General features: G+C 62.1%; 17 protein-coding genes and 1 tRNA gene. 9 read left to right on the top strand and 9 right to left on the bottom strand.

Annotated elements, in window-relative coordinates:
- Positions 1-3: 3 nt before the first annotated feature.
- Positions 4-1047, bottom strand: coding sequence for a type 2 periplasmic-binding domain-containing protein (locus tag QQL76_RS01270; RefSeq protein ID WP_499206034.1), 1044 nt, complete (start codon positions 1045-1047; stop codon positions 4-6).
- 122 nt (positions 1048-1169) lie between these two features.
- Complete coding sequence (gene phoR, locus QQL76_RS01265; RefSeq protein WP_499206033.1) at positions 1170-2528, bottom strand: sensor histidine kinase; 1359 nt, start codon at positions 2526-2528, stop codon at positions 1170-1172.
- Between the two features lie 136 nt (positions 2529-2664).
- Between phoR and ppk2 the strand changes: the two genes are divergently transcribed.
- On the top strand, positions 2665-3546 hold the full coding sequence (gene ppk2, locus QQL76_RS01260; RefSeq protein ID WP_499206032.1) for a polyphosphate kinase 2 family protein: 882 nt from the start codon (positions 2665-2667) through the stop codon (positions 3544-3546).
- Between the two features lie 29 nt (positions 3547-3575).
- Here ppk2 and QQL76_RS01255 read toward each other — a convergent pair whose 3' ends face one another.
- On the bottom strand, positions 3576-4898 hold the full coding sequence (locus QQL76_RS01255; RefSeq protein ID WP_499206031.1) for a hypothetical protein: 1323 nt from the start codon (positions 4896-4898) through the stop codon (positions 3576-3578).
- Positions 4899-5169: 271 nt separating this feature from the next.
- Between QQL76_RS01255 and QQL76_RS01250 the strand changes: the two genes are divergently transcribed.
- The 6 genes from QQL76_RS01250 (at position 5170) to QQL76_RS01225 (ending at position 9028) form a co-directional block, all read left to right on the top strand.
- Positions 5170-6129 carry an NAD(P)H-dependent flavin oxidoreductase gene (locus QQL76_RS01250; protein WP_499206030.1) on the top strand — a complete coding sequence of 320 codons (960 nt, stop codon included), beginning with the start codon at positions 5170-5172 and terminating at the stop codon, positions 6127-6129.
- Between the two features lie 102 nt (positions 6130-6231).
- A tRNA-Thr gene (locus tag QQL76_RS01245) sits at positions 6232-6307 on the top strand.
- A 149-nt stretch (positions 6308-6456) separates the two neighbouring features.
- Positions 6457-6633: a DUF3606 domain-containing protein gene (locus tag QQL76_RS01240; protein ID WP_499206029.1), complete on the top strand. Its 177-nt coding sequence runs from the start codon at positions 6457-6459 to the stop codon at positions 6631-6633.
- 153 nt (positions 6634-6786) lie between these two features.
- On the top strand, positions 6787-6963 hold the full coding sequence (locus QQL76_RS01235; protein WP_499206028.1) for a hypothetical protein: 177 nt from the start codon (positions 6787-6789) through the stop codon (positions 6961-6963).
- Positions 6964-7239: 276 nt separating this feature from the next.
- Entirely contained in the window at positions 7240-7560 is a 321-nt protein-coding gene (locus QQL76_RS01230; protein WP_404863761.1) for a hypothetical protein, read from the top strand.
- Between the two features lie 217 nt (positions 7561-7777).
- Positions 7778-9028 (top strand): OpgC family protein, encoded by a 1251-nt coding sequence (locus tag QQL76_RS01225; RefSeq protein WP_499206027.1) that lies wholly within the window; start codon positions 7778-7780, stop codon positions 9026-9028.
- Positions 9029-9060: 32 nt separating this feature from the next.
- Here the strand turns inward: QQL76_RS01225 and QQL76_RS01220 are convergent, their stop codons facing one another.
- From QQL76_RS01220 to QQL76_RS01210, 3 genes are all read right to left on the bottom strand, one after another.
- The gene (locus tag QQL76_RS01220) at positions 9061-12333 is read right to left on the bottom strand and encodes an error-prone DNA polymerase (RefSeq protein WP_499206026.1); all 3273 of its coding nucleotides are present in this window, start codon (positions 12331-12333) and stop codon (positions 9061-9063) included.
- Positions 12330-13760, bottom strand: a complete 1431-nt coding sequence (locus QQL76_RS01215) for a Y-family DNA polymerase (protein ID WP_499206025.1) — start codon at positions 13758-13760, stop codon at positions 12330-12332. Before QQL76_RS01215 ends, QQL76_RS01220 begins: the two co-directional genes overlap by 4 nt.
- Before the next feature lie 70 nt (positions 13761-13830).
- Positions 13831-14676 carry an ImuA family protein gene (locus QQL76_RS01210; protein WP_499206024.1) on the bottom strand — a complete coding sequence of 282 codons (846 nt, stop codon included), beginning with the start codon at positions 14674-14676 and terminating at the stop codon, positions 13831-13833.
- Between the two features lie 270 nt (positions 14677-14946).
- On the opposite strand from QQL76_RS01210, the gene QQL76_RS01205 reads away from it, so the two are divergent.
- Positions 14947-16647 (top strand): long-chain fatty acid--CoA ligase, encoded by a 1701-nt coding sequence (locus QQL76_RS01205; protein WP_499206023.1) that lies wholly within the window; start codon positions 14947-14949, stop codon positions 16645-16647.
- A 2-nt stretch (positions 16648-16649) separates the two neighbouring features.
- Here the strand turns inward: QQL76_RS01205 and QQL76_RS01200 are convergent, their stop codons facing one another.
- On the bottom strand, positions 16650-17000 hold the full coding sequence (locus tag QQL76_RS01200; RefSeq protein WP_499206022.1) for a type II toxin-antitoxin system RelE/ParE family toxin: 351 nt from the start codon (positions 16998-17000) through the stop codon (positions 16650-16652).
- Complete coding sequence (locus QQL76_RS01195; protein WP_499206021.1) at positions 16997-17260, bottom strand: ribbon-helix-helix domain-containing protein; 264 nt, start codon at positions 17258-17260, stop codon at positions 16997-16999. The genes QQL76_RS01200 and QQL76_RS01195 overlap by 4 nt, the downstream gene beginning before the upstream one ends.
- Positions 17261-17398: 138 nt before the next feature.
- Here QQL76_RS01195 and pgi point away from each other — a divergent pair, with 138 nt between their 5' ends.
- Entirely contained in the window at positions 17399-19042 is a 1644-nt protein-coding gene (gene pgi, locus QQL76_RS01190; RefSeq protein ID WP_499206020.1) for a glucose-6-phosphate isomerase, read from the top strand.
- A 17-nt stretch (positions 19043-19059) separates the two neighbouring features.
- Here the strand turns inward: pgi and QQL76_RS01185 are convergent, their stop codons facing one another.
- Positions 19060-19983 (bottom strand): carbohydrate kinase family protein, encoded by a 924-nt coding sequence (locus tag QQL76_RS01185; protein WP_499206019.1) that lies wholly within the window; start codon positions 19981-19983, stop codon positions 19060-19062.
- Positions 19984-19985 lie beyond the last annotated feature (2 nt).

Here is a 19985-nt window from a genome sequence, read left to right as displayed (position 1 = left end):
AGATTACTCGGCGCCGAGGCTTTCGACGGTCAGCGATTCGCCGCCTTCGAAGGCTTCCAGAACGGCAGCGGTTTCTTCAGCCGGAGCCGGGATCATGCCGGCAGCTTCAAGCGCGCCACCTGCACCGGCCATCTGGTCGGAGAGGAAGAACTGGACGTACTCTTCGATGCCCGGGATGACACCGATGTGCTCGCCCTTGACGTAGAAGAAGAGCGGACGCGAAACCGGATAGTCACCCGAAGCGATCGTCTCGAGCGAAGGCTCGACGCCCGATACGGTTGCAACCTTCAGCGTGTCGCGGTTCTGGTCGTAGAACGAAAGACCGAAGACGCCGACAGTTGCCGGGTTCGACTGCAGGCGAGCAAGCGTCTCGGTGTAGTCGCCGGCGATTTCAACGACGACGTCCTGGCGGAATGCGAGGCAAGCTGCTTCCATTTCTTCTTCGGACATTTCCGGCAGTTCAGCAGCTTCGCAGCCCGGAAGAACGACGCGCTCTTCGAAGACTTCGCGGGTGCCGTGGTTCGATGCCGGGATTGCAAGAGCAATCGCCTGGTCAGGCAGGGAAGCGTCGATTTCCGACCAGTTGGTGTACGGGTTGGCGACCATTTCGCCGTCCTGCGGAACCTGGGCAGCGATCGCCATGAAGACGTGCTGCGGCTCGAGAGCGAAATCGCCCTGGTCAGCAGACGTTGCGAAAACGATGCCGTCGTAGCCGATCTGGATTTCGCGGATGTCTTCTACGCCAGCCGTGTTGCAGGCTTCGACTTCGCCGGCGCGGATGCGGCGCGACGAGTTTGCGATGTCGATCGTGTTTTCGCCGACGCCTTCGCAGAACTGGCGCAGACCGCCCGACGAACCGCCCGAACCGACGACCGGCGTGCCGAAATCAGGGAAAGCAGCGGAGAATTCTTCAGCAACGATCGATGCGAAAGGCAGAACGGTCGAAGAACCGGCAATCTGGATGGTGTCGCGCGACTGGGCGACGGCAAAACCGGCAAACGTCGTGGATGCCACGAGGGCAGCGACGGAAATCTTAAGAGCGTTCATGGATGTCTCCCGCTTATTAGCTCTTTGAATGGGCGCCTTAAGAGCGCCTGTGGGTGCCCCTTGAGGCCGTCGGTGTTCTAACACCCCGCTGACCCACCTTTTATGACAAGAGCATAACGGATTTATGACACCCTAAGAGCTTGTTCCTCCTTATCAATTAGACGCAGCACGACATCACTCGGCGTTTTTTGACGCTCAAATCTGACAATGAAGGTCGTGCCCTCTCCCAGTGTCGATTGAACCACCAACCTCGTCCGGTGGCGGGTGAGAATGTGCTTGACGATGGCAAGCCCCAGACCCGTGCCGCGCTTCGACCGGCTGCTCTCTATGTCGACACGGTAGAAGCGCTCCGTCAGCCGCGGTACATGCTCGGGCGCAATGCCTGGACCATAGTCGCGCACGCGCAGCTCGGCACTTCCGCAGCCTTCGTCAGTGGGCAGAACATCAACCGCCACATCGACGCGCCCACCGCTCTGCCCGTACTTGCACGCATTTTCGATGAGGTTTTGCAGCACCTGGATCAGTTCATCCCGATCCCCCTGGATGACCACGCGCTCGTCTGGAACGGTCAACGCCACCGTCACACCCATCTCCGCCGCCAGCGGCTTCATGCTGTCGGTGACATGGGCGACGAGACGGTTGAGGTCCACGCGGTCTGTCGGCGCCACGTGGGTCTTCATTTCAAGCCGCGACAGCGACATCAGATCGTCGACGAGACGGGTCATGCGCGTCGCCTGCTCGTACATGATGTCGAGAAACCGTGCCTGCGCGTCGCGATCGTTCTTGGCCGGCCCCTTGATGGTCTCGATGAAGCCCGTCAGCGAGGCGAGCGGCGTGCGAAGCTCATGGCTGGCGTTGGCGACGAAGTCGCTGCGCATGCGATCCATCCGCCGCGCCTCCGTCATATCGCGAAAGGTAAGCAGGTAGAGCTTGCCGCTGTGGTCTCGGGCGGGTGCGCCTGCAATCGGCGAACAGCGCACCTGAAACCAGCGCTCCGAGGGCACGCGCTCGGAATGATCGACAGAGCGAGGCTCGTCGTCCTCCATCGCCTGCTGCACCATGCCCAGAATGGCTGGAGACCGGATGCGGCCGGAAAGATGTGTGTTGGGCTCGGAAACGCCGAACAGGGCTTCTGCGGCTTCGTTCTGGAATTTCACCGTTCCATCGACCCGCAGGAGATAGGCCGGCTCGTCCATGGCCTGCAGCGGCAGGGCGATCGCCTGGCGCCAGTCCATCGCCGGTGCTTTCTGCCGGGCAGCCAGCCGCATGGAACGGGATCGCCGCGGCAGCGCGGCGGCAAGCGCGATGATGAGATAGAGAAGCGCGCCCGACAGCCACCCGATGGCTCCACTCGCTGCGAACGCCGCAACGGCAAGCGCTCCGGCGATCAGGATGTAGCGCGCATCCTTGAGGCTCATGGATGCAAGCCGCACCGAACCGCGTTCGGTCGGCTCGTTCATCGGCAGGCCGCCTTCAGACATGGCTCGTTCTATCCTCCACATGAACGCACGAAAGACGAGCAGCTTGAATTCGCCGCGCCCCTGTGGCCCAAATCCTCCACGATCCCGGGCACGCCGGAATCATCCGGCAACCATGACGCCCCCATGCGAGACATTTATGACAGATGAGCAGGAAGAGCGAGCAGTCGAGATCGAGATCGGCGGGACGAGAAGGCGGTTCGACATCGACGATCCCATCCTGCCCGATTGGGTGAAGACCCTGCAAGAACAAAGCGCGGTCGGCCAGCCGGACAAACTGGGCAGGTCGGACTACGACCGCGATCTGGAATTGCTGCAGGTTGAACTGGTCAAGGTGCAGGCCTGGCAGCAGGAGACCGGCAATCGCGTCGTCTTGCTGTTCGAAGGCCGCGACGCGGCCGGCAAGGGTGGTGCGATCGCAGCGACGCGCGAATACATGAACCCGCGCAGCGCCCGCATCGTGGCGCTGCCGAAACCGACCGAGCGCGAGCGCGGCCAGTGGTACTACCAGCGTTATGTGGAGCACCTGCCGTCAGCCGGCGAATTCGTGATGTTCGATCGGTCATGGTACAACCGTGCCGGCGTGGAGCCGGTCATGGGCTTCTGCACCCCGGACGAACATGCGCACTTCCTGGCTGAAACACCCGATTTCGAGCGGATGCTCGTCAAAAGCGGCATCTATCTCTTCAAATTCTGGCTGGATATCGGCCGCGCCAAACAGCTGGAACGCTTCCATGATCGTCGCCACACTATTCTGAAGGCGTGGAAACTATCACCGATGGACATAGCGAGCATTCAGCGCTGGGACGATTACACCGCCATGCGTGATCAGATGTTTGCGAGCACCCACACCGATCTCGCGCCATGGATCGTGGTGCGTGCCGACGACAAGCGCTGCGCGCGCCTCAATCTCATCCGCCGCGTTCTTCTCGGCCTGCCCTACGAGGGCAAGAACACAAGCGCCATCGGGCAGGAGGAACCGGCCATCATCGGAGGACCGGAACTGGCCCTACAGGCCTGAGGAGGCTTCGGGTCAACGCCGGAACGCTCTCACGCGCCCGGCCGCAGACGAACGCTGAGGAGATCGATGCCCGCACCTTCGCCGGCAACGTCGGCGTTCAGCATCACCGTTCCGCCGTTCGCTGCTCCGCCGGCGGCACCGAGGTCGATGTCGAGCAGGAGGTCCGCGGGCGTCTGGTTGACCTCGAAGCGACGGCGTCCGCATCCGGCTTCGGCCGGGAAGCTGCACCGCACATAGATCTGGGTCACGCCCTCGCCGGCCGAACGGACGGTCAGCGCAACGGTCGCCGGTCCTGCGGCCAGTGCCTCTGCCACGTCGCCCTGAAGCGCGATGCGCACTTCGCCATCTTCGCCGGCGCTGACGGACTGGATCCTGAGAAAAGGCTCGCTCGTATCGTCCACAACATCGACCGTCGCCGCCGATCCGGCCGAAACGCTATCGACGGTGTCGGTTTCGACGACCGTGATCCATTCACCAGTGAATTGCCCCGCGCCCACACGTTGGCCGGGCACGCTGGCACCATCCTCGCTCGGCTCAGCCAGGAGTCCGGCGCCGGATTCGGCGAGATTGCGACCCACCTGCTCGATGCCGCCATTGGCGGAAATGAACCAGAGCGCTCCGGCAATCAGCAGCAGCACGAAGCCAAGCTGAAGAGCGAGCCCGATCAGCGCACCGCCGCGACGCTTCTTCTTGCGACGCGGCGCTTCGACGACCGTTTCGACTTTGGGCTTGCCGCCACCACGGCGCAGAAAGCCTCTTTTTCCCCGGCCGGGCCGAACGTCTCCTGCCACGGAAGGCGACGCGGCGCCCTCCACCGCTGCCGAAGCGGTTGATGCAGTCGGCTCGGTCGCAAGACCCATATCCGGCTCGCGCCGGCCCATGCTGCTGCGCGGACCATCGAGCGAAAAGCTGTCCGACCGATCGACCGAAGGTGCCCGATCATCGAAGTTAACGTCACGCCCTGCCCTGCCGTCGCGATCGACCGACACGATTGGCGGCTCTGCATCGGACCTGCGCCGGAACGCATCGTCCGGCATGACCTGCGGGGCGCTGCCGATGTCGGGTGCACCACCGGGAGCAGAAGGCGCTGGATCCGCGATGGACCCGATCGTCGGAACCGGTGTAGTCGCGCTTGCGCGTTCCCGTTCTGCGAATTCCTTTTCAACCCTGGCAATGACGCTCTCAGCCTCGATGCGCTGCTGGTTGATCACTTCCGGCGCGACATCCGCCTGCTTCGCGAACGAGTTCTGGACGGCCTGGCGCGCCGACGCATAAACGCGCTGGCGCGTTTCGGCATCGGGATTGCCGGCACGTGTCAGGGCATTGCGGAGGGCGGTTTCGAGACCTTGCACGAGCGGGCCTTTCGGTAAGGCAGGCGCTCTGGGCACCTGGGCCCAAGAGCATTGGGCGAAAATTGAGTTCATCTTGCGTCAAACTCACCGGTACAAGCTCAATTCGTCCCGCGCAAGCAAGGCGTTAACCAAGACCGAGATGTGTACCGAACAATCGCGCCGCCCTCAGGCATGCCAAGGTGGGCTGGACGGAAAACGCTCCGAATGGCATAGGTGGCCACAAGCGCAGTTTACGTAAGTGTCAATCAAAACGCTCTCGAGGTGATGCTCCATGGCTCTTCCGTCCATTCTCAAGGACCGGCTCCGCCTTCCCGTTGTCGCTGCCCCCCTGTTCATCATCTCGCACCCGCCGCTGGTCATCGCGCAGTGCAAGGCCGGCGTCGTCGGCTCGTTTCCGGCACTCAATGCGCGTCCCGAAGCGCAGCTCGATGAGTGGCTCGCTGAAATCACCGAGACGCTTGCGGCCCATGACGCTGCGAACCCAGACCGCCCTTCCGCACCCTTCGCCGTCAACCAGATCGTCCACCGCTCAAACCAGCGGCTGGAACACGATCTGCGGATGTGCGTGAAATACAAGGTGCCGATCGTCATCTCGTCGCTTGGCGCCGTGCCGGAAGTCAATGATGCGATCCACTCCTATGGCGGCATCGTGCTGCACGACGTCATCAACAACCGCCACGCCCATTCAGCGATCAAGAAGGGTGCCGATGGCCTCATCGCGGTCGCGGCCGGCGCCGGTGGCCACGCAGGCCCCCTCTCGCCCTTCGCGCTCGTCCAGGAAATTCGCGAATGGTTCGACGGTCCGCTCCTGCTTTCGGGCTCGATCGCGACTGGCGATGCCGTTCTCGCCGCGCAAGCCATGGGCGCCGACATGGCCTATATCGGCACGCCCTTCATCGCGACCGCGGAGGCCCGCGCCATCGATGCCTACAAGGACATGATCGTCGAAAGCACGGCCAAGGACATCGTCTATTCGAACTTCTTCACCGGCATCCCCGGCAACTATCTGAAACCGTCGATCGCCAAGGCCGGCATGGATCCCGACAATCTGCCGCAAGCCGATGCCTCGAAGATGGATTTCGATGGCGCTGCAACCGGCGCCAAGGCCTGGCGTGATATCTGGGGCGCTGGCCAGGGCATCGGCGCCGTCAAGGAAGTCGCTCCCGTCGGCCAGTTCGTCGACCGGCTGGAACAGGAATACCGCGCCGCCAAGGCCCGCATCTGCGCCTGAACGCGCTCTGATCGGAATTTGCCTTTGCCCGCTTGAAATGCCCGCACAATCGCGGTATCTGCGGGCACCTTTCGTGGCAGCCCTGTTCGGGGCAGCCACCGGGCCGCTTTAGCTCAGTTGGTAGAGCACATCATTCGTAATGATGGGGTCAGGTGTTCGAGTCACCTAAGCGGCACCACTTCTCCAAGCCAGTATGCCTCGATGGCACGGCGCCTTCCTCAAAGCAAAACAGACTGCCTCATCGGGCGGGCTGCAATCTCATCCGGAATTCCATGACATCTGGATGAACAACACGCCAATTCCGGCGTTAGTCGCGGACCAACATCATTGGAGGCCGCCTTGGGAAACACACCGCAGGATCGTTCACGCGTCGCCGGCAAGCAGGACCACGAAGTTCGCTACGAAGCCGACAAGACCGGCAAATCAAAGGCCGAGGTCAAGGAAGCGGTGAAAGAAGTCGGCAACAGCCGAAAGAAGGTCGAACAGAGGCTCGATAACAAATAGCAGACCGAGCGGGTTTGCCGGGTGGCGGCTGACATCCTTCTTCTGCCCCTCTCACCTTTCGAAACCCTCCTGCGATCATCCCGCGACGACTGCACATGATTGCGCTCGGAACACTCTGCGATGTCGCCGGTTCTGGTCTTGAAGGAGACCGCCATGGCCGATGATCGCAACGAGTGGACGAACCCTCAGGATAACGACGAGGCGGAGATCAAGTATCTCGTCGAGAACACCGACATGTCACCGCTTCAGGCGAAGGAACTCGTCGCCGAGCACGGTGCCGATCGCGACAAGCTTCTGGAGATCGCACGGACGATGCAGGCGGAAGGGTGAGAGCACCGGAACCTTCCCACCGCTTAGCAGTTTGCCTGTCACTCAAAAAGGAGCCGTCATGAGCCGCAACACACTAATCGCCGTCATCATCATTCTTCTGATCATCTTCGGTGGTTGGTCGTTCATGGGCGTCTGACGCCTGCCCTCGCCCGTTCACCATCAACTCGGATCGCGTGTTCGGCTCGATTGTGCTGTTTTCGGCCTTTGGCTATTGAGATGAACGGCCGCGTATTCCACGTGGCTGTTGGGGCACTGTGCCGCCTGGGGAACACTGCAATGAAGTCCGCCGTCCTGTCCGTAGCCGCTTTCGCGTCTTTGGCATTGGCAACCACCGCATCAGCCGAAGATCTGGTCTTCACGCTGAACAACAACACCGATTTCACGTTGATGGAATTCTACGCCTCCCCCACCGATGTATCGAACTGGGAAGAGGATATTCTCGGCGCGGATGTCCTCTCTTCCGGACAGAGCGTCCAGATCACCATCGCCGACGGCCGGTCCGCCTGTGACTACGATTTACGCATGGTCTTCGATGACGGCGACGTCGTGGAAGATGCCGCTGATCTTTGCGAGACGGGCAGCTACACGGTCGAATGATCGGCCGCGTCGGCCAAGCGTGATTGGCCGCTTATTGAGCTTCCGATAAACTAAAAAGGCAACGAGTCGCTGATCGTGACCCGCCGGGCCGTCTAACGGTCCGGCTTTGCCGCAACCTTTCCCATGGAAGTTCGTTGCGTCCGCAGAATTGGTGTCCATGGTTGTTCCTGGTGAGCGGCCAAACGGCCTCTCATCGCTCAACCAAGGTTATCCGCCCGTGAAACGCCTCGATATCATTGATGGAATGCGGGGCTACTTCCTCGTTTTCATGCTGATCAACCACCTCGTCTTCATCGGTGGGTATTGGCTGGTCGAGATCAACCATCGCCAACTGGCGTTTGTCGAAGACGCTCAGGGTTTTGTGTTTCTGTCGGGCCTGCTGATCGGCCTGGTCTATGCCCGGAAGATGCTGAAATACGGCAAGGATGAAGGATCGCGCAAAGTCTATTCGCGCGCGTTCGAACTCTACCGCTACGCCATGGGGCTTATTCTTGCCGTGCTGCTCGTGCGGATGGTGCTGCCGGGTGGCCACGAAGCCTGGTGGAACTGGCTGGGCGATACCAATTTCAGCGATCCGCTTCGGCTGGCCGCCATAGCGACGTTCATCTTCCAGCCGACTTTCATGGACATCCTGCCGCAATACACGGTCTACCTCCTCTTCGCGCCCGCCCTCATCTGGCTGACGCTCAAGGGGCAGTGGCGCACCGTGATGGTGGGCTCATTCCTGGTCTGGTTTGCCGCGCAGCTCGGCGTTCACCGCCTGGTCACGGTACCGCTCGATACCTTGGTTGAAGGCTCGGACGAACAGGGCGTGCGCGTCAGCTTCAACATGATGGGCTGGCAGATCGTCTTCTTCACAGCGCTGGTCCTTGGCACGCTCACGGCGCAGAAGAAGATCGATTGGACGGCGATCTTCGCACCGGAAAAGACCTTTTGGCCGAAAGTCGCACTGCTCACCGTACTGTTCTTCTTGCCGCTGCGCGTTGCTACAGCACACGGATTCATGCCGGACTTCATGATCGGCAAGTTCGCCTCGCTCGAAGTGCGCGCCGATTTCGGCCCGGTTTATCTCGTCAACTTCATCGCCGTCGCCTTCGGTATGGCATGGCTCCTGATCGCGGGCCCGCGTCACTCCAATGCTGTGGTGCGTGCTGTGGCCGAGGGACTGATCTGGGTCTTCACCCTTCGCTTCCTGCAGCTGCTCGGCCGTCACTCCCTTCAGGTTTATGTCTGGCACGTCGTGATCGTCTACGCAGTCTATTATGTGGACCAGCGCACGCCGGAGCTGTCGCAGCTTACGAAGACGGTGATCGCGGTCGTCTCGATCGGTCTGCTCGCCTTGCCGGCGATCTGGCGGGAGCGTGACAAGTTCTTCGGTGCAGGCGAGGCCGTGGCGGTTGGCAATACCATGGCAGCGTCACCAGCCTCTGCGACCACGAAAGCAAGTGCGCGGATTTCGTCGAAATAGTCTGTGGCGTGTGATCCCTGCCGATATTCATGTCAATGAAAGTCGCGTGACTTCGGTATGATCCGCACATTGCGCGGGTGGCGCCCGCCCTCGCCCTGGCGGGTATAAGTTGGGTGGGTAACCTCATCGGCGCGTGACAATTCGATGCTGGCGGAATGGACATCGGACAGCATCGCGAGATCTCCCGTGCGGTCATGCACGGCAGTGACCATGAGATGCACAACGCCTTCCTTGCTTCTTTGGATCTGGGCTTCGACCACGACGAGCTTTGCGCTCATAACGGCGCGACGATACCTGTCGAAAAGCCGCGACCATAAAAGCGTATTGGCGACGCCCGTCTCGTCCTCAAGCGTCATGAAGATCGCGTTGCCCTTGCCAGGCCGTTGGCGCACCAGAACCACCCCCGCAACCTTGACGAACGCACGGTCCGGCATTTCCCCTGACTGAGCGCAGGAGATGATGCCTTCGCTGCGAAATCGCTCGCGCAGAAAAGCGATCGGATGCGCCTTGAGCGAGAGTTTCACGGTCTGATAATCGGCAACGACCTGTTCGGCGAGCGGCATGGGCGGCAGGCGGGAGGGTTGCTCAAACCCGAGTTCCTGCTGTGCGGCCGCGGCAAAGAGCGGCAGCGGCCGATCTTCCGGCAATCGCCGCACGGCCCACAGCGCATCACGCCGATCGACGCCGATCGACCGGAATGCATCGGCATCGGCCAGGCCCTTCAGCGCGCGGTGTTCGAGCTCGACCCCATGCCACAGAGCCTCGATGCTCGCGTAACCACGGCCACGCTGGAAAACGAGCGCTTGCGACCAGTCCTCGCGAAACCCATCCATCTGCCGAAAGCCGATGCGCAGGGCGAGTTTGCCATTCGCCGCCCGCTCCAGCGTGTTGTCGTGGTGGCTGTAATTCACGTCCACCGGCCGCACTTCGACGCCATGCTCGCGCGCATCGCGCACGATCTGCGCCGGGGCGTAAAAGCCCATGGGCTGGGAATTGAGGAGCCCACAGGCGAAGACCGCCGGATAGTGGTGCTTGATCCACGCCGAGACATAGACGAGGCGTGCGAAGGAAGCCGCGTGGCTTTCGGGAAACCCATACTCGCCGAAACCCTTGATCTGCGCAAAGCAGCGCTCGGCAAAATCCCGGTCGTAACCGCGCCGCGCCATGCCATCCACCATCATTTCCTCGAAACGGCCGATCGTGCCGTTGTGGCGGAAGGTTGCCATCGCCTTGCGCAACCCGTTCGCCTGGTCCGGCGTAAATTCCGCCGCCGTGATCGCCAGCTGCATCGCCTGTTCCTGGAAAAGCGGCACTCCCAATGTGCGGGAAAGAACATGCTTGAGCTCGTCCGGATCATGCGGCGGGGCGGGCGAAGGAAAATGCACCTCCTCAAGTCCGTCGCGCCGTCTCAGATAGGGATGAACCATGTCGCCCTGGATCGGCCCGGGCCGCACGATCGCCACCTGGATGACGAGATCGTAGAACTCTTTCGGCTTGAGGCGCGGCAGCATGTTGATCTGCGCCCGGCTTTCCACCTGGAAGACGCCGATGGAATCGCCCTTCTGCAGCATGCGATAGACACCGTCATCGTGCTTGATGGCGGCGAGATCGAGATCCCTGCCCTCGTGCAACCGGATCAGGTCGAAGCATTTGCGAATGCAGGTCAGCATGCCGAGCGCCAGCACATCGACCTTCATCAGCCCGAGTTCGTCGATATCGTCCTTGTCCCACTCGATAAAGGTGCGATCCTCCATCGCCGCATTGCCGATCGGCACCGTCTCGTCGAGCCGCCCGTTGGTCAGCACGAATCCGCCCACATGCTGCGAGAGGTGGCGTGGAAAGGTGAGAAGCTGGCGAGCGAAATCGAGCGCGCGGGCGATGACGGGATTGTGCGGATCGAGCCCAGCCTGGCGCACATGGCTTTCGGGAATGCTGTCGCCGAAGCTCCCCCACACCATGCCGCCGAGCCTGGCCGTCACGTCGTCGGTCAGACCGAACACCTTGCCGACTTCGCGGATGGCGCTGCGCGGCCGATAGCGGATAACGGTTGCGGCGATACCAGCGCGCAGCCGCCCATAGCGCTCATAAAGGTGCTGGATGACCTCTTCGCGCCGCTCATGCTCGAAGTCGACATCGATATCCGGAGGCTCGCGACGCTCCTCCGACAGAAAGCGCGCAAAGAGAAGATTGCTGGTCGCAGGATCGACCGAGGTAATGCCGAGCACGAAACAGACCGCCGAATTGGCGGCAGATCCGCGGCCCTGGCACAGAATGCCCCGGTTGCGCGCAAACTGCACGATGTCGTGGATCGTCAGAAAATAGCGTGCGTAATCGAGCTTCGCGATCAGCGCGAATTCCTGCTTCAGAAGCGCATCCACCTTGGGCGGAACGCCATCGGGATAGACCCAGCCGGCATGTTTCCACGTCAATTCCTCCAGCCAGCCCTGCGGCGTCTTACCGGGCGGCACCGGTTCGTCCGGGTACTCGTATTTCAACTGATCGAGCGAAAAATCGATGCGGGCCAGAAAGTCCGTCGTTTCGGCGATGGCCTCCGGGCAATCGCGAAAGAGCCGCTGCATCTCGGGCGGTGGCTTCAGATAGCGCTCCGCATTTTCCTGAAGCAGGCGGCCGGCCGCCTCGATCGTCGTCTTCTCGCGAATGCAGGTGAGCACATCCTGCAGGGGGCGGCGTTCATGGGCATGATAAAGCACATCGTTGAGCGCCATCAGCGGCACGCGCGCCGCATCGGCCAGAGACTTCAGGGCGACGAGGCGGCGCCGGTCATCCCCTCGACGACCCATGGCCGCGCCGAGCCAGATGGAGCCGGGCGCCGCGCGTGAAAGCTGCGCAAGCGTGGCTTCCACCTGGTCAAGCTGATCGGGCGGCATGACGATGAACAGAAGATCGGCCGAAAGCGACAGGAGATCGGTAAAGCTCAGGATGCAATCGCCCTTCTTCGTGTCGCCCATCTTGCCCTTCGTCAAAAGCCGGCAAAGCCTGCCCCAACCGGCCCGGTTTTCCGGATAGGCGAGAATGTCGGGCGTGCCGTCGGCGAAGACGAGCCGGGCGCCGACCACCAGCTTGAAATCGAGCCTGGCACCCTTTCCATACTGAGCGGCATAATCGGAATTCAGCTCGTTGAGAGCGCTATAGGCACGGACGACCCCCGCCACCGTGTTGCAATCGGCGATGCCGATGCCCGCATAACCGAGTTCAAGCGCGCGGGTGATGAATTCATGCGGATGGGAGGCCCCGCGCAGAAAGGAGAAATTGGTGGAGACCGCAAGTTCGCCGTACCGCATCATGCGAAGATCCCATGCAGGAACCAGCGCGGATTGGTGACTTCCATCCCGTAGAGCCCTTCGCGATAGACCCAGAACCGGCGCCCGGCGGTATCCTCGAGCCGGAAATAATCGCGTGTCATCGCCTGTCCGGCATCGCGCCACCACTCCTGCGCAATGCGCTCAGGACCTTCCGCCTTGACGATCGCATGCTCGACCCGGCGCCAGAAGAAGCGATGCGGCGGGCCATCCGGAACCGAGGCGGTAACGTCGATCGCATGGGGCGGCGTGAAGAGAAAAAGCGGACGCAAGGGCGGCTCACCACTGTCCTGCACCACCCATGTGATCGCCGACTGCTCCGACGACAATGCCGGAATGGCTTCGGCGGCACGTTCGGGAATATGCGTATCGCGCGAAACGAAGCGCACCACCTGCTCGGGCGTAAACCGGGCACTCAGGCGCTCCACCAACTCGCTCGCCTCTTCGGTCGGAACGCCTTTCGACGAAAGCTCCTGCGCCTCGGGAACGAGCGTTTCGCTGAAGATGACCGACAGGCGGATCAGATCGAAGCCGAAGCCGGGATCCAGCGGATCGGCAAGCCCCTCGAGCTTGGCATCGTAAAGGCGCATCAACGCTGCGGGATCGCGCGAAGGCCGTGCCGTTTCCACCGGAATGCGCGTCACCTTGCCGTCGGCCCTGAAGAAAGCCGCCTCGAAAAGCCGGCCGCCCTTGCCGCGCTCCTGCAGAAGTTCTCCCGCCTGCCCCGCAAGGTGGCGCAGGCACGCCCGAATGTCCTCCTCGTAGCCGATCGGCTCGCCGAACCGCTTTTCCACGATGATGTCACCGACCGTGCGGCGCGGCGTGATCGATGAGCGGCGCCGCCCCATCACGAGATCGAGCCGGTAGGCGAGTTCCGGCCCGAAGCGCGCGACAAGCGGTCCGCGCGGACGCGCCGCGACATCACCGATGCTCCTGAGCCCGGCGCGGGCGAGCCCGTTTTCGACCTCCGCGCCAAGACCAAGGGCGGCCACGGGCAAGGGCCGCACCGCCTGCTCTTCACTGCCTTCAGCCACGATACCGCCTGACCCGAACTGCGCCATGGCGCGCGCCGTATCCGGCGCCGAGGCAATCGCAGCGAAGGTCTTGAAGCCCGCCGTTTCGAACTTGCCCGCGATATCTTTCAGCATGGCCACTTCACCACCGAAGAGATGAACGCAGCCGGCGATGTCCAGCATGAGCCCTCCCGTGCCATCGAGACACTTGCCATCGAAACCGACGAGCGGCGTGAAGCGGTCGCAGGCATCGGCGAGCCGTTCCAGCATGCGCCGGTCGGCTTCCGGCGCCGTCTCGCACACCTCGATATCGGGCACGCGCGCACGCGCATCGGCAAGCGTGAGCCCGGGCGAGAGGCCTAGCGCCCGTGCCGCCGGGTCGGCGGCGGCAAGACGCAAGGCGCCCTTCACCTTCTCGACGATGACGAGAGGCTTGGACAGGCTGCTACTTTTCTCTTTCGGCGCGTCTTCAGCCTGTCTTGCGGAAGGCCTTCTGGTCTTCTGGCGATGCAGCCGGTCGGTCGACAGGAAGGGAAACCACAGAGCCAGGAAGCGGCTTTGCGGCGCTTCGCTTGGGTGTTGCGAGGGGCTCGTCGAAACGGGCAGGCTGTGCTGCGGAGAGATCGAAGCTTTTGCGGTCACGGTTCCACTCCAAATGCCAGCGCCCGCCCGCAATGCCGGCGCGATGACGGTCCAGAAGAATATCGAAGACAGGATTGGACGGTGCCCCGGCCGCAAGCCCCACCGAGGGTGCCGCCCTTACCTGCCATCGGGTGAGTGAAGAACTGGGCTGCGGCTGCCCCGCCGCCCGAAGGATGAAACCCGTCACGCCGGAACGTGAGGCCGCCAGCATCATGCGGCGGCTGGCTGTCAGGTCGAGAAACCCTGCCTTGCCCCAGATTTCCAGGAGAACGGCGCCAAGAGCCGGGGACCGCAAGGCCTCAAGCCCTGCCCGCAGCACCATCGTTTCGCTTTTTGCCGAGATCAGCAGAACCCGGTCCGGATCGATGCCGAACTGCGCAAGGCCGGGCGCATAGAGATCGCCCTGCTCCAGCACCGCAAATGCATGCCGCACCCAGACGATGTGCCGCCCCTCTCCGGCAGCGCGCAGGGCAAGCGCAAGCGCAAACCCGGCGCTCGCACCCGCATCACCCACTTCATGGGCAAAAACTTCGTGCAGGCACCCCCGCGGAAGCCCACCACCCAACGCTGCATCGACCTGATCGAGGCCAAGCGTAAAGCCTTTCTCTCCCGGCGATCGCGCCGGTTCCAGTGCAGCCAGTTGCCGCTTGAGCTGGGAAAGGGTGGAAGACATGGAGATCAGGCTCGATCGTCGGTTGGAGGTCAATTTCAATGTTCATGCTATGTTCTATTTAGGACTCAGCTTCAGCAAAGAGTCAACAACCTCGCCGGCCCTGTTTCAGACAGTTGCGCGCGGGCGACGTTTACGTCAAAGTCAGATTAATTAGCGCGGACGGTGCGGGTGTCACACCCGGCAAATCCTGCTAGCCTCACAAACCAGCGTGGGACGGCGCCGAGGTTTGAGGGGAATGCCAAAAAGACCACAAGATACCGGGAGGGCATCGTGGAACAAAATATCAGGACAACCGACCAGAACTCCGCCAAGCTCTGGCTTAACTCCTATCCGCCGGGCACGCCGGCTGACATCGGGCCACTGGCCTACGCCTCCATCGGCGAGTTGATCGAAACCGCATGCAAGCGTTTTGCCGAGCGGCCAGCCTTCACCTGCATGGGCAAGTCCATCAGCTATGCCGATCTTGACACCCATTCCGCCGCGCTCGGTGCATGGCTGCAAAGCAAGGGCCTGAAGCAGGGCGACCGCGTCGCCGTGATGATGCCGAACATTCTGCAGAACCCCGTAGCCATTGCAGCCGTGCTGCGCGCGGGCTTCGTCGTCGTGAACGTCAATCCGCTCTATACGCCGCGCGAACTCCAGCATCAGCTGAAGGATTCCGGCGCCAAGGCGATCATTATCCTCGAAAACTTCGCCCACACGCTGCAGGAAGTGGTCGCCAAGACAGACGTCAAGCACGTCTGCGTCGCAACCATGGGCGACATGATGGGCCTCAAGGGCCACGTCGTGAACCTCGTGGTTCGCAAGGTGAAGAAGATGGTGCCGGCCTGGAACCTGCCCGGCCACATTCCCTTCAAGACCGCGCTTTCCGAAGGGCGCAGCAAGGCCTTCACGCCCGCCAAGGTCAAGCCGGACGATATCGCCTTCCTGCAATATACCGGCGGGACGACGGGCGTTTCCAAGGGCGCGGTTCTCAGCCATTCGAACGTGCTGTCGAACGGTGCCCAGATCAATCTCTGGCTGCAGGCGGCCTTCCTCAACAAGGAGCGGCCGGATCGGCTGGTCTTCGTCTGCGCGCTGCCGCTCTACCACATCTTCGCGCTGACGGTGAACGCGATCATGGGCATCGATCAGGGCGCGCAGAACATCCTGATCCCCAATCCGCGCGATATTCCGGGCTTCGTCAAGGAGCTTGCGAAATATGAGGTCCACATCTTCCCGGGCCTCAACACGCTCTTCAATGCGCTGCTCAACAACGACGATTTCAAGAAGCTCGACTTCAGCAACCTCATCCTGACGCTCGGCGGCGGCATGGCCGTGCAGCGTCCGGTGGCCGAGCGCTGGCATCAGTTGACCAACTGCCCGATCTCGGAAGGTTACGGCCTTTCCGAAACCTCGCCGGTCGCCACCGCGAACCGCTTCGATCGGGCAGAATTCACCGGCACGATCGGCCTGCCCCTGCCCTCCACGGATATCGCCATCCGCGACGAGGACGGCAAGGATCTCGGCATCGGCGACGTCGGCGAAATCTGCATCCGCGGCCCGCAGGTCATGAAGGGTTATTGGCAGCGCGACGACGAGACCGCCAAGGTGATGACGTCGGATGGCTTCTTCCGCTCCGGCGACATGGGCTACATGGACGAGGACGGCTACACCAAGATCGTCGACCGAAAGAAGGACATGATCCTCGTCTCCGGCTTCAACGTCTATCCGAACGAGGTCGAGGAAGTCGCCGTGTCCCACCCCGGCATCGTCGAAGCAGCCGCCATCGGCCTACCGGACGAGCACTCCGGTGAGGTCGTGAAGCTCTACGTCGTCAAGAAGGATGCGTCGCTGACCGAAGAAGACGTGAAGAAGCACTGCGCGGAAGGCCTGACCAACTACAAGCGCCCAAAATACGTGGAGTTCCGCGACGAACTGCCGAAGACCAATGTCGGCAAGATCCTGCGCCGCAAGCTGCGCGACGAATAGGGTTATTCCTTCAAAGCCAAAGCGGACGTCAACCGCCGCTTTGGCTCCATCGCCTCATGCAGAACGCGCAGGACGACGATCTCTTCCTTCTCTGCATCCATTACGAAGTAAACGATGTGGGCAGCGCCGCTGCGTCGATGCGCTGCATGCTGAAGGTGGAAAGACCGAATATTCAAGCCGAGTTCGGATCGATCCTGCGTGGCTGGGCGATCTGGTTCCCGCGACAGCATCGCCAGCCCCTCTTTTATGATGTCGCGATATCGAAGTGCCTGGTTGACGCCGAAGAGGCGTATGGTGTCGCGCGCTATGGCCGCAAGATCGGCATCGGCCTGTCGCGTCAGCCTCAGCTTCATTGCGTGCCGTTCTCAACGGCCTCTTCAAAGATCGCGTCCACGGAGCGGCTGGAAAACTGACGCTGCTCTTTCTCGTTGAGCCCCCGCTCCAACTCAAGCCGCAACAGATGCAGTTTTTCCGCCTCCATCTCGTGGTCGCGCTTCATCATGCGCAACGCATCGCGCACGACCTCGCTTGCGGACATGTAGCTTCCACTTGCGATTTCCCGCTCCACAAATTCAGCAAATTCAGCCGTGAGGCTCACATTCATCGTCGGCATGGGTCGGCTCCGTTCTCGGCATCAACGTAAGCCATTCACCATGCATTGGCAATTTTTGCCAAGCCTCATTGCCCTTGAACAGCACTTTAAGACCGCGCATAGAACGATCCAGCCCCCCAAGCAAAACAGGCCCGCACGATGACCGCAGATGCTCGCAAGACCACGCTCGACGCCCTGAAAGCCCATGCGCAAACGGCGGCTCCGGCCGATATGCGCGCAGCGTTCGAGGCGGATCCGTCGCGCTTTACACGCTTTTCGGCTCGGCTCGACGATCTGGTGCTCGACTATTCCAAATGCCGCATCGACGATGCGACCATCGCGCTTCTCGAACAGCTCGCCATCGACAGCAACGTCGAGGCCAGGCGGGACGCGATGTTTTCCGGCGAGGCGATCAACAAGACGGAAGGCCGTGCAGTGCTGCATACGGCGCTACGCAATCGTTCCGGCAAGCCGATCGTGGTCGACGGCAAGGATGTCATGGGCGACGTGCAGGCCGTGCTGACAGCGATGGGAGACTTCGCCGAGGCCATCCGCACTGGCGCGGCCAGCGGCGCGACCGGCAAGAAGATCACCGACATCGTCAATATCGGCATCGGCGGATCGGACCTCGGCCCGGCCATGGCGACGCTGGCGCTCGCGCCCTATCATGATGGGCCAAAGGCGCATTTCGTCTCGAATGTCGACGGCGCGCACATCGCCGACACGCTGAAGCCGCTCGATCCCGAGACGACGCTCGTCATCATCGCGTCGAAGACCTTTACGACCATCGAGACCATCACCAACGCGCAGACGGCGCGCCGCTGGCTGGTGGAAGCGCTCGGCGAAGCGGCCGTCGGCGATCACTTCTGCGCAGTTTCGACCGCGCTCGACAAGGTCTCCGCCTTCGGGATCAGCGAGAACCGCACCTTCGGCTTCTGGGACTGGGTGGGCGGACGCTATTCGATCTGGTCGGCCATCGGCCTGCCGCTGATGATCGCCGTCGGCGCGGAGAATTTCGGCCGCTTCCTCGATGGCGCCCACGGGATGGATCGCCATTTCGCAGAGACACCGATCCGTCAGAACCTGCCGATGCTGCTCGGCCTGATCGGATTCTTTCATCGCGTTGCCTGCGGCTACGCTTCGCGCGCGATCATCCCTTACGACCAGCGTCTCTCCCGCTTCGCTGCCTATCTGCAGCAACTGGATATGGAATCGAACGGCAAGGGCGTGACCATCGACGGGACTCCTGTCGATACGCCAACCGGGCCCATCGTCTGGGGTGAGCCGGGCACCAACGGCCAGCATGCGTTCTTCCAGCTGCTGCATCAGGGCACCGACATCATCCCGGTGGAATTCATGATCGCGGCGAACGGTCACGAGCCCGATCTTGCGCATCAGCACCAATTGCTGATCGCCAACTGCCTGGCGCAATCGGAAGCGCTGATGCGCGGCCGCACGTTCGCCGAAGCGCGCCAGCAGCTGAAGGACAAGGGCGCCTCCGATGCAGACGCCGACCGTATCGCGCCGCATCGGGTCTTCACCGGAAACCGCCCTTCCATCACGCTCGTCTATGACAGGCTGACGCCCGAAGCGCTCGGCCGCCTCATCGCGCTTTATGAGCACCGTGTCTTCGTCGAAGCGCAGATCTTCGGCATCAACGCCTTCGACCAGTGGGGCGTGGAGCTCGGCAAGGAGCTCGCCACCGGCCTGCTGCCCGTCGTCGAAGGCAAGGATGCCGGCGAAGGCCACGATGCCTCGACACTCGGGCTCGTGAAAACGATCCGGGACCTGCGCGGCGCCTGACGCCTAGAGCGGTATGCTCAAAATCCGATTTCGTGCGCCCAGGGCGGATTGGCGCCCGGGCGCGAGACGGTTACCGAGGCGGCTTTCGCGCCGAGGGTGAGCGCGTCTGCAATCGCCTGCTCGCCGAGCTCTGCGATGGAGCTTTTGGTAAGCAAGGACGAACATTCGAGCGACGCCAGAATACCCGCGTTGAACGTATCGCCGGCCCCAACCGTATCGGCCACCTCAACAGGATTGCCCGGCACGCTGACGCGGTGGCGGATCGAAAGCCCGACTGCGCCTTCGGCCCCTTTCGTGACCACGACCAGCGATGGGCCAATTTTCAACCATTGCGCGGCTGCCGCCTCAGGCGTGTCGAAGCCAAACCAGGCCAGATCTTCGTCTGACAGCTTGACGATGTCGCTCATGGCGATCATCCGGTTCATGCGCTCCAGATGCGCCTGCCGGTCACGGATGAAGCCAGGGCGAATGTTCGGGTCGAGCGAGATCACGCGGCGTGCCGCTTCTCGCTTCATCAGAGCCTCATAGGTCGCACCGCAGGGCTCCGGTATCAGGCTGATCGCCCCGAAATGCAGCGCCTTCACGTCCGCACCGAGCGTCGGCAAGTCGGCCTCGGTGATCATCCGCCCGGCGGTATTCTCGTCGAAGAAGGCGTAGCTCGCATGGCCGTTGGTGAGCTTCACAAAGGCGAGCGTGGTCGGCCGGTCGAGGGTCGCACAATGGCTGTGATCGACATGAGAGCTGTCGAGCGTTGCTCGCAGGACATCGCCGAACATGTCGGAGGAGAGACCCGTGAAGAAGCCGGTGGGAATTCCCAAGCGCCCAAGAGCGATCGCCGTATTAAAAACCGCCCCACCCGCATAGGGTGCGAAAGCGTCCTCTCCGGTGACCGATTTGCGCGGCAGCATGTCGATCAGGGCTTCTCCACAGCAGACGATCATCG

The sequence above is a fragment of the Rhizobium albus genome (assembly GCA_030160035.1).
In the GTDB taxonomy this organism is placed as follows: Bacteria; Pseudomonadota; Alphaproteobacteria; order Rhizobiales; family Rhizobiaceae; genus Georhizobium; species Georhizobium albus.
This window is presented reverse-complemented; position numbering and strand designations above follow the sequence as displayed.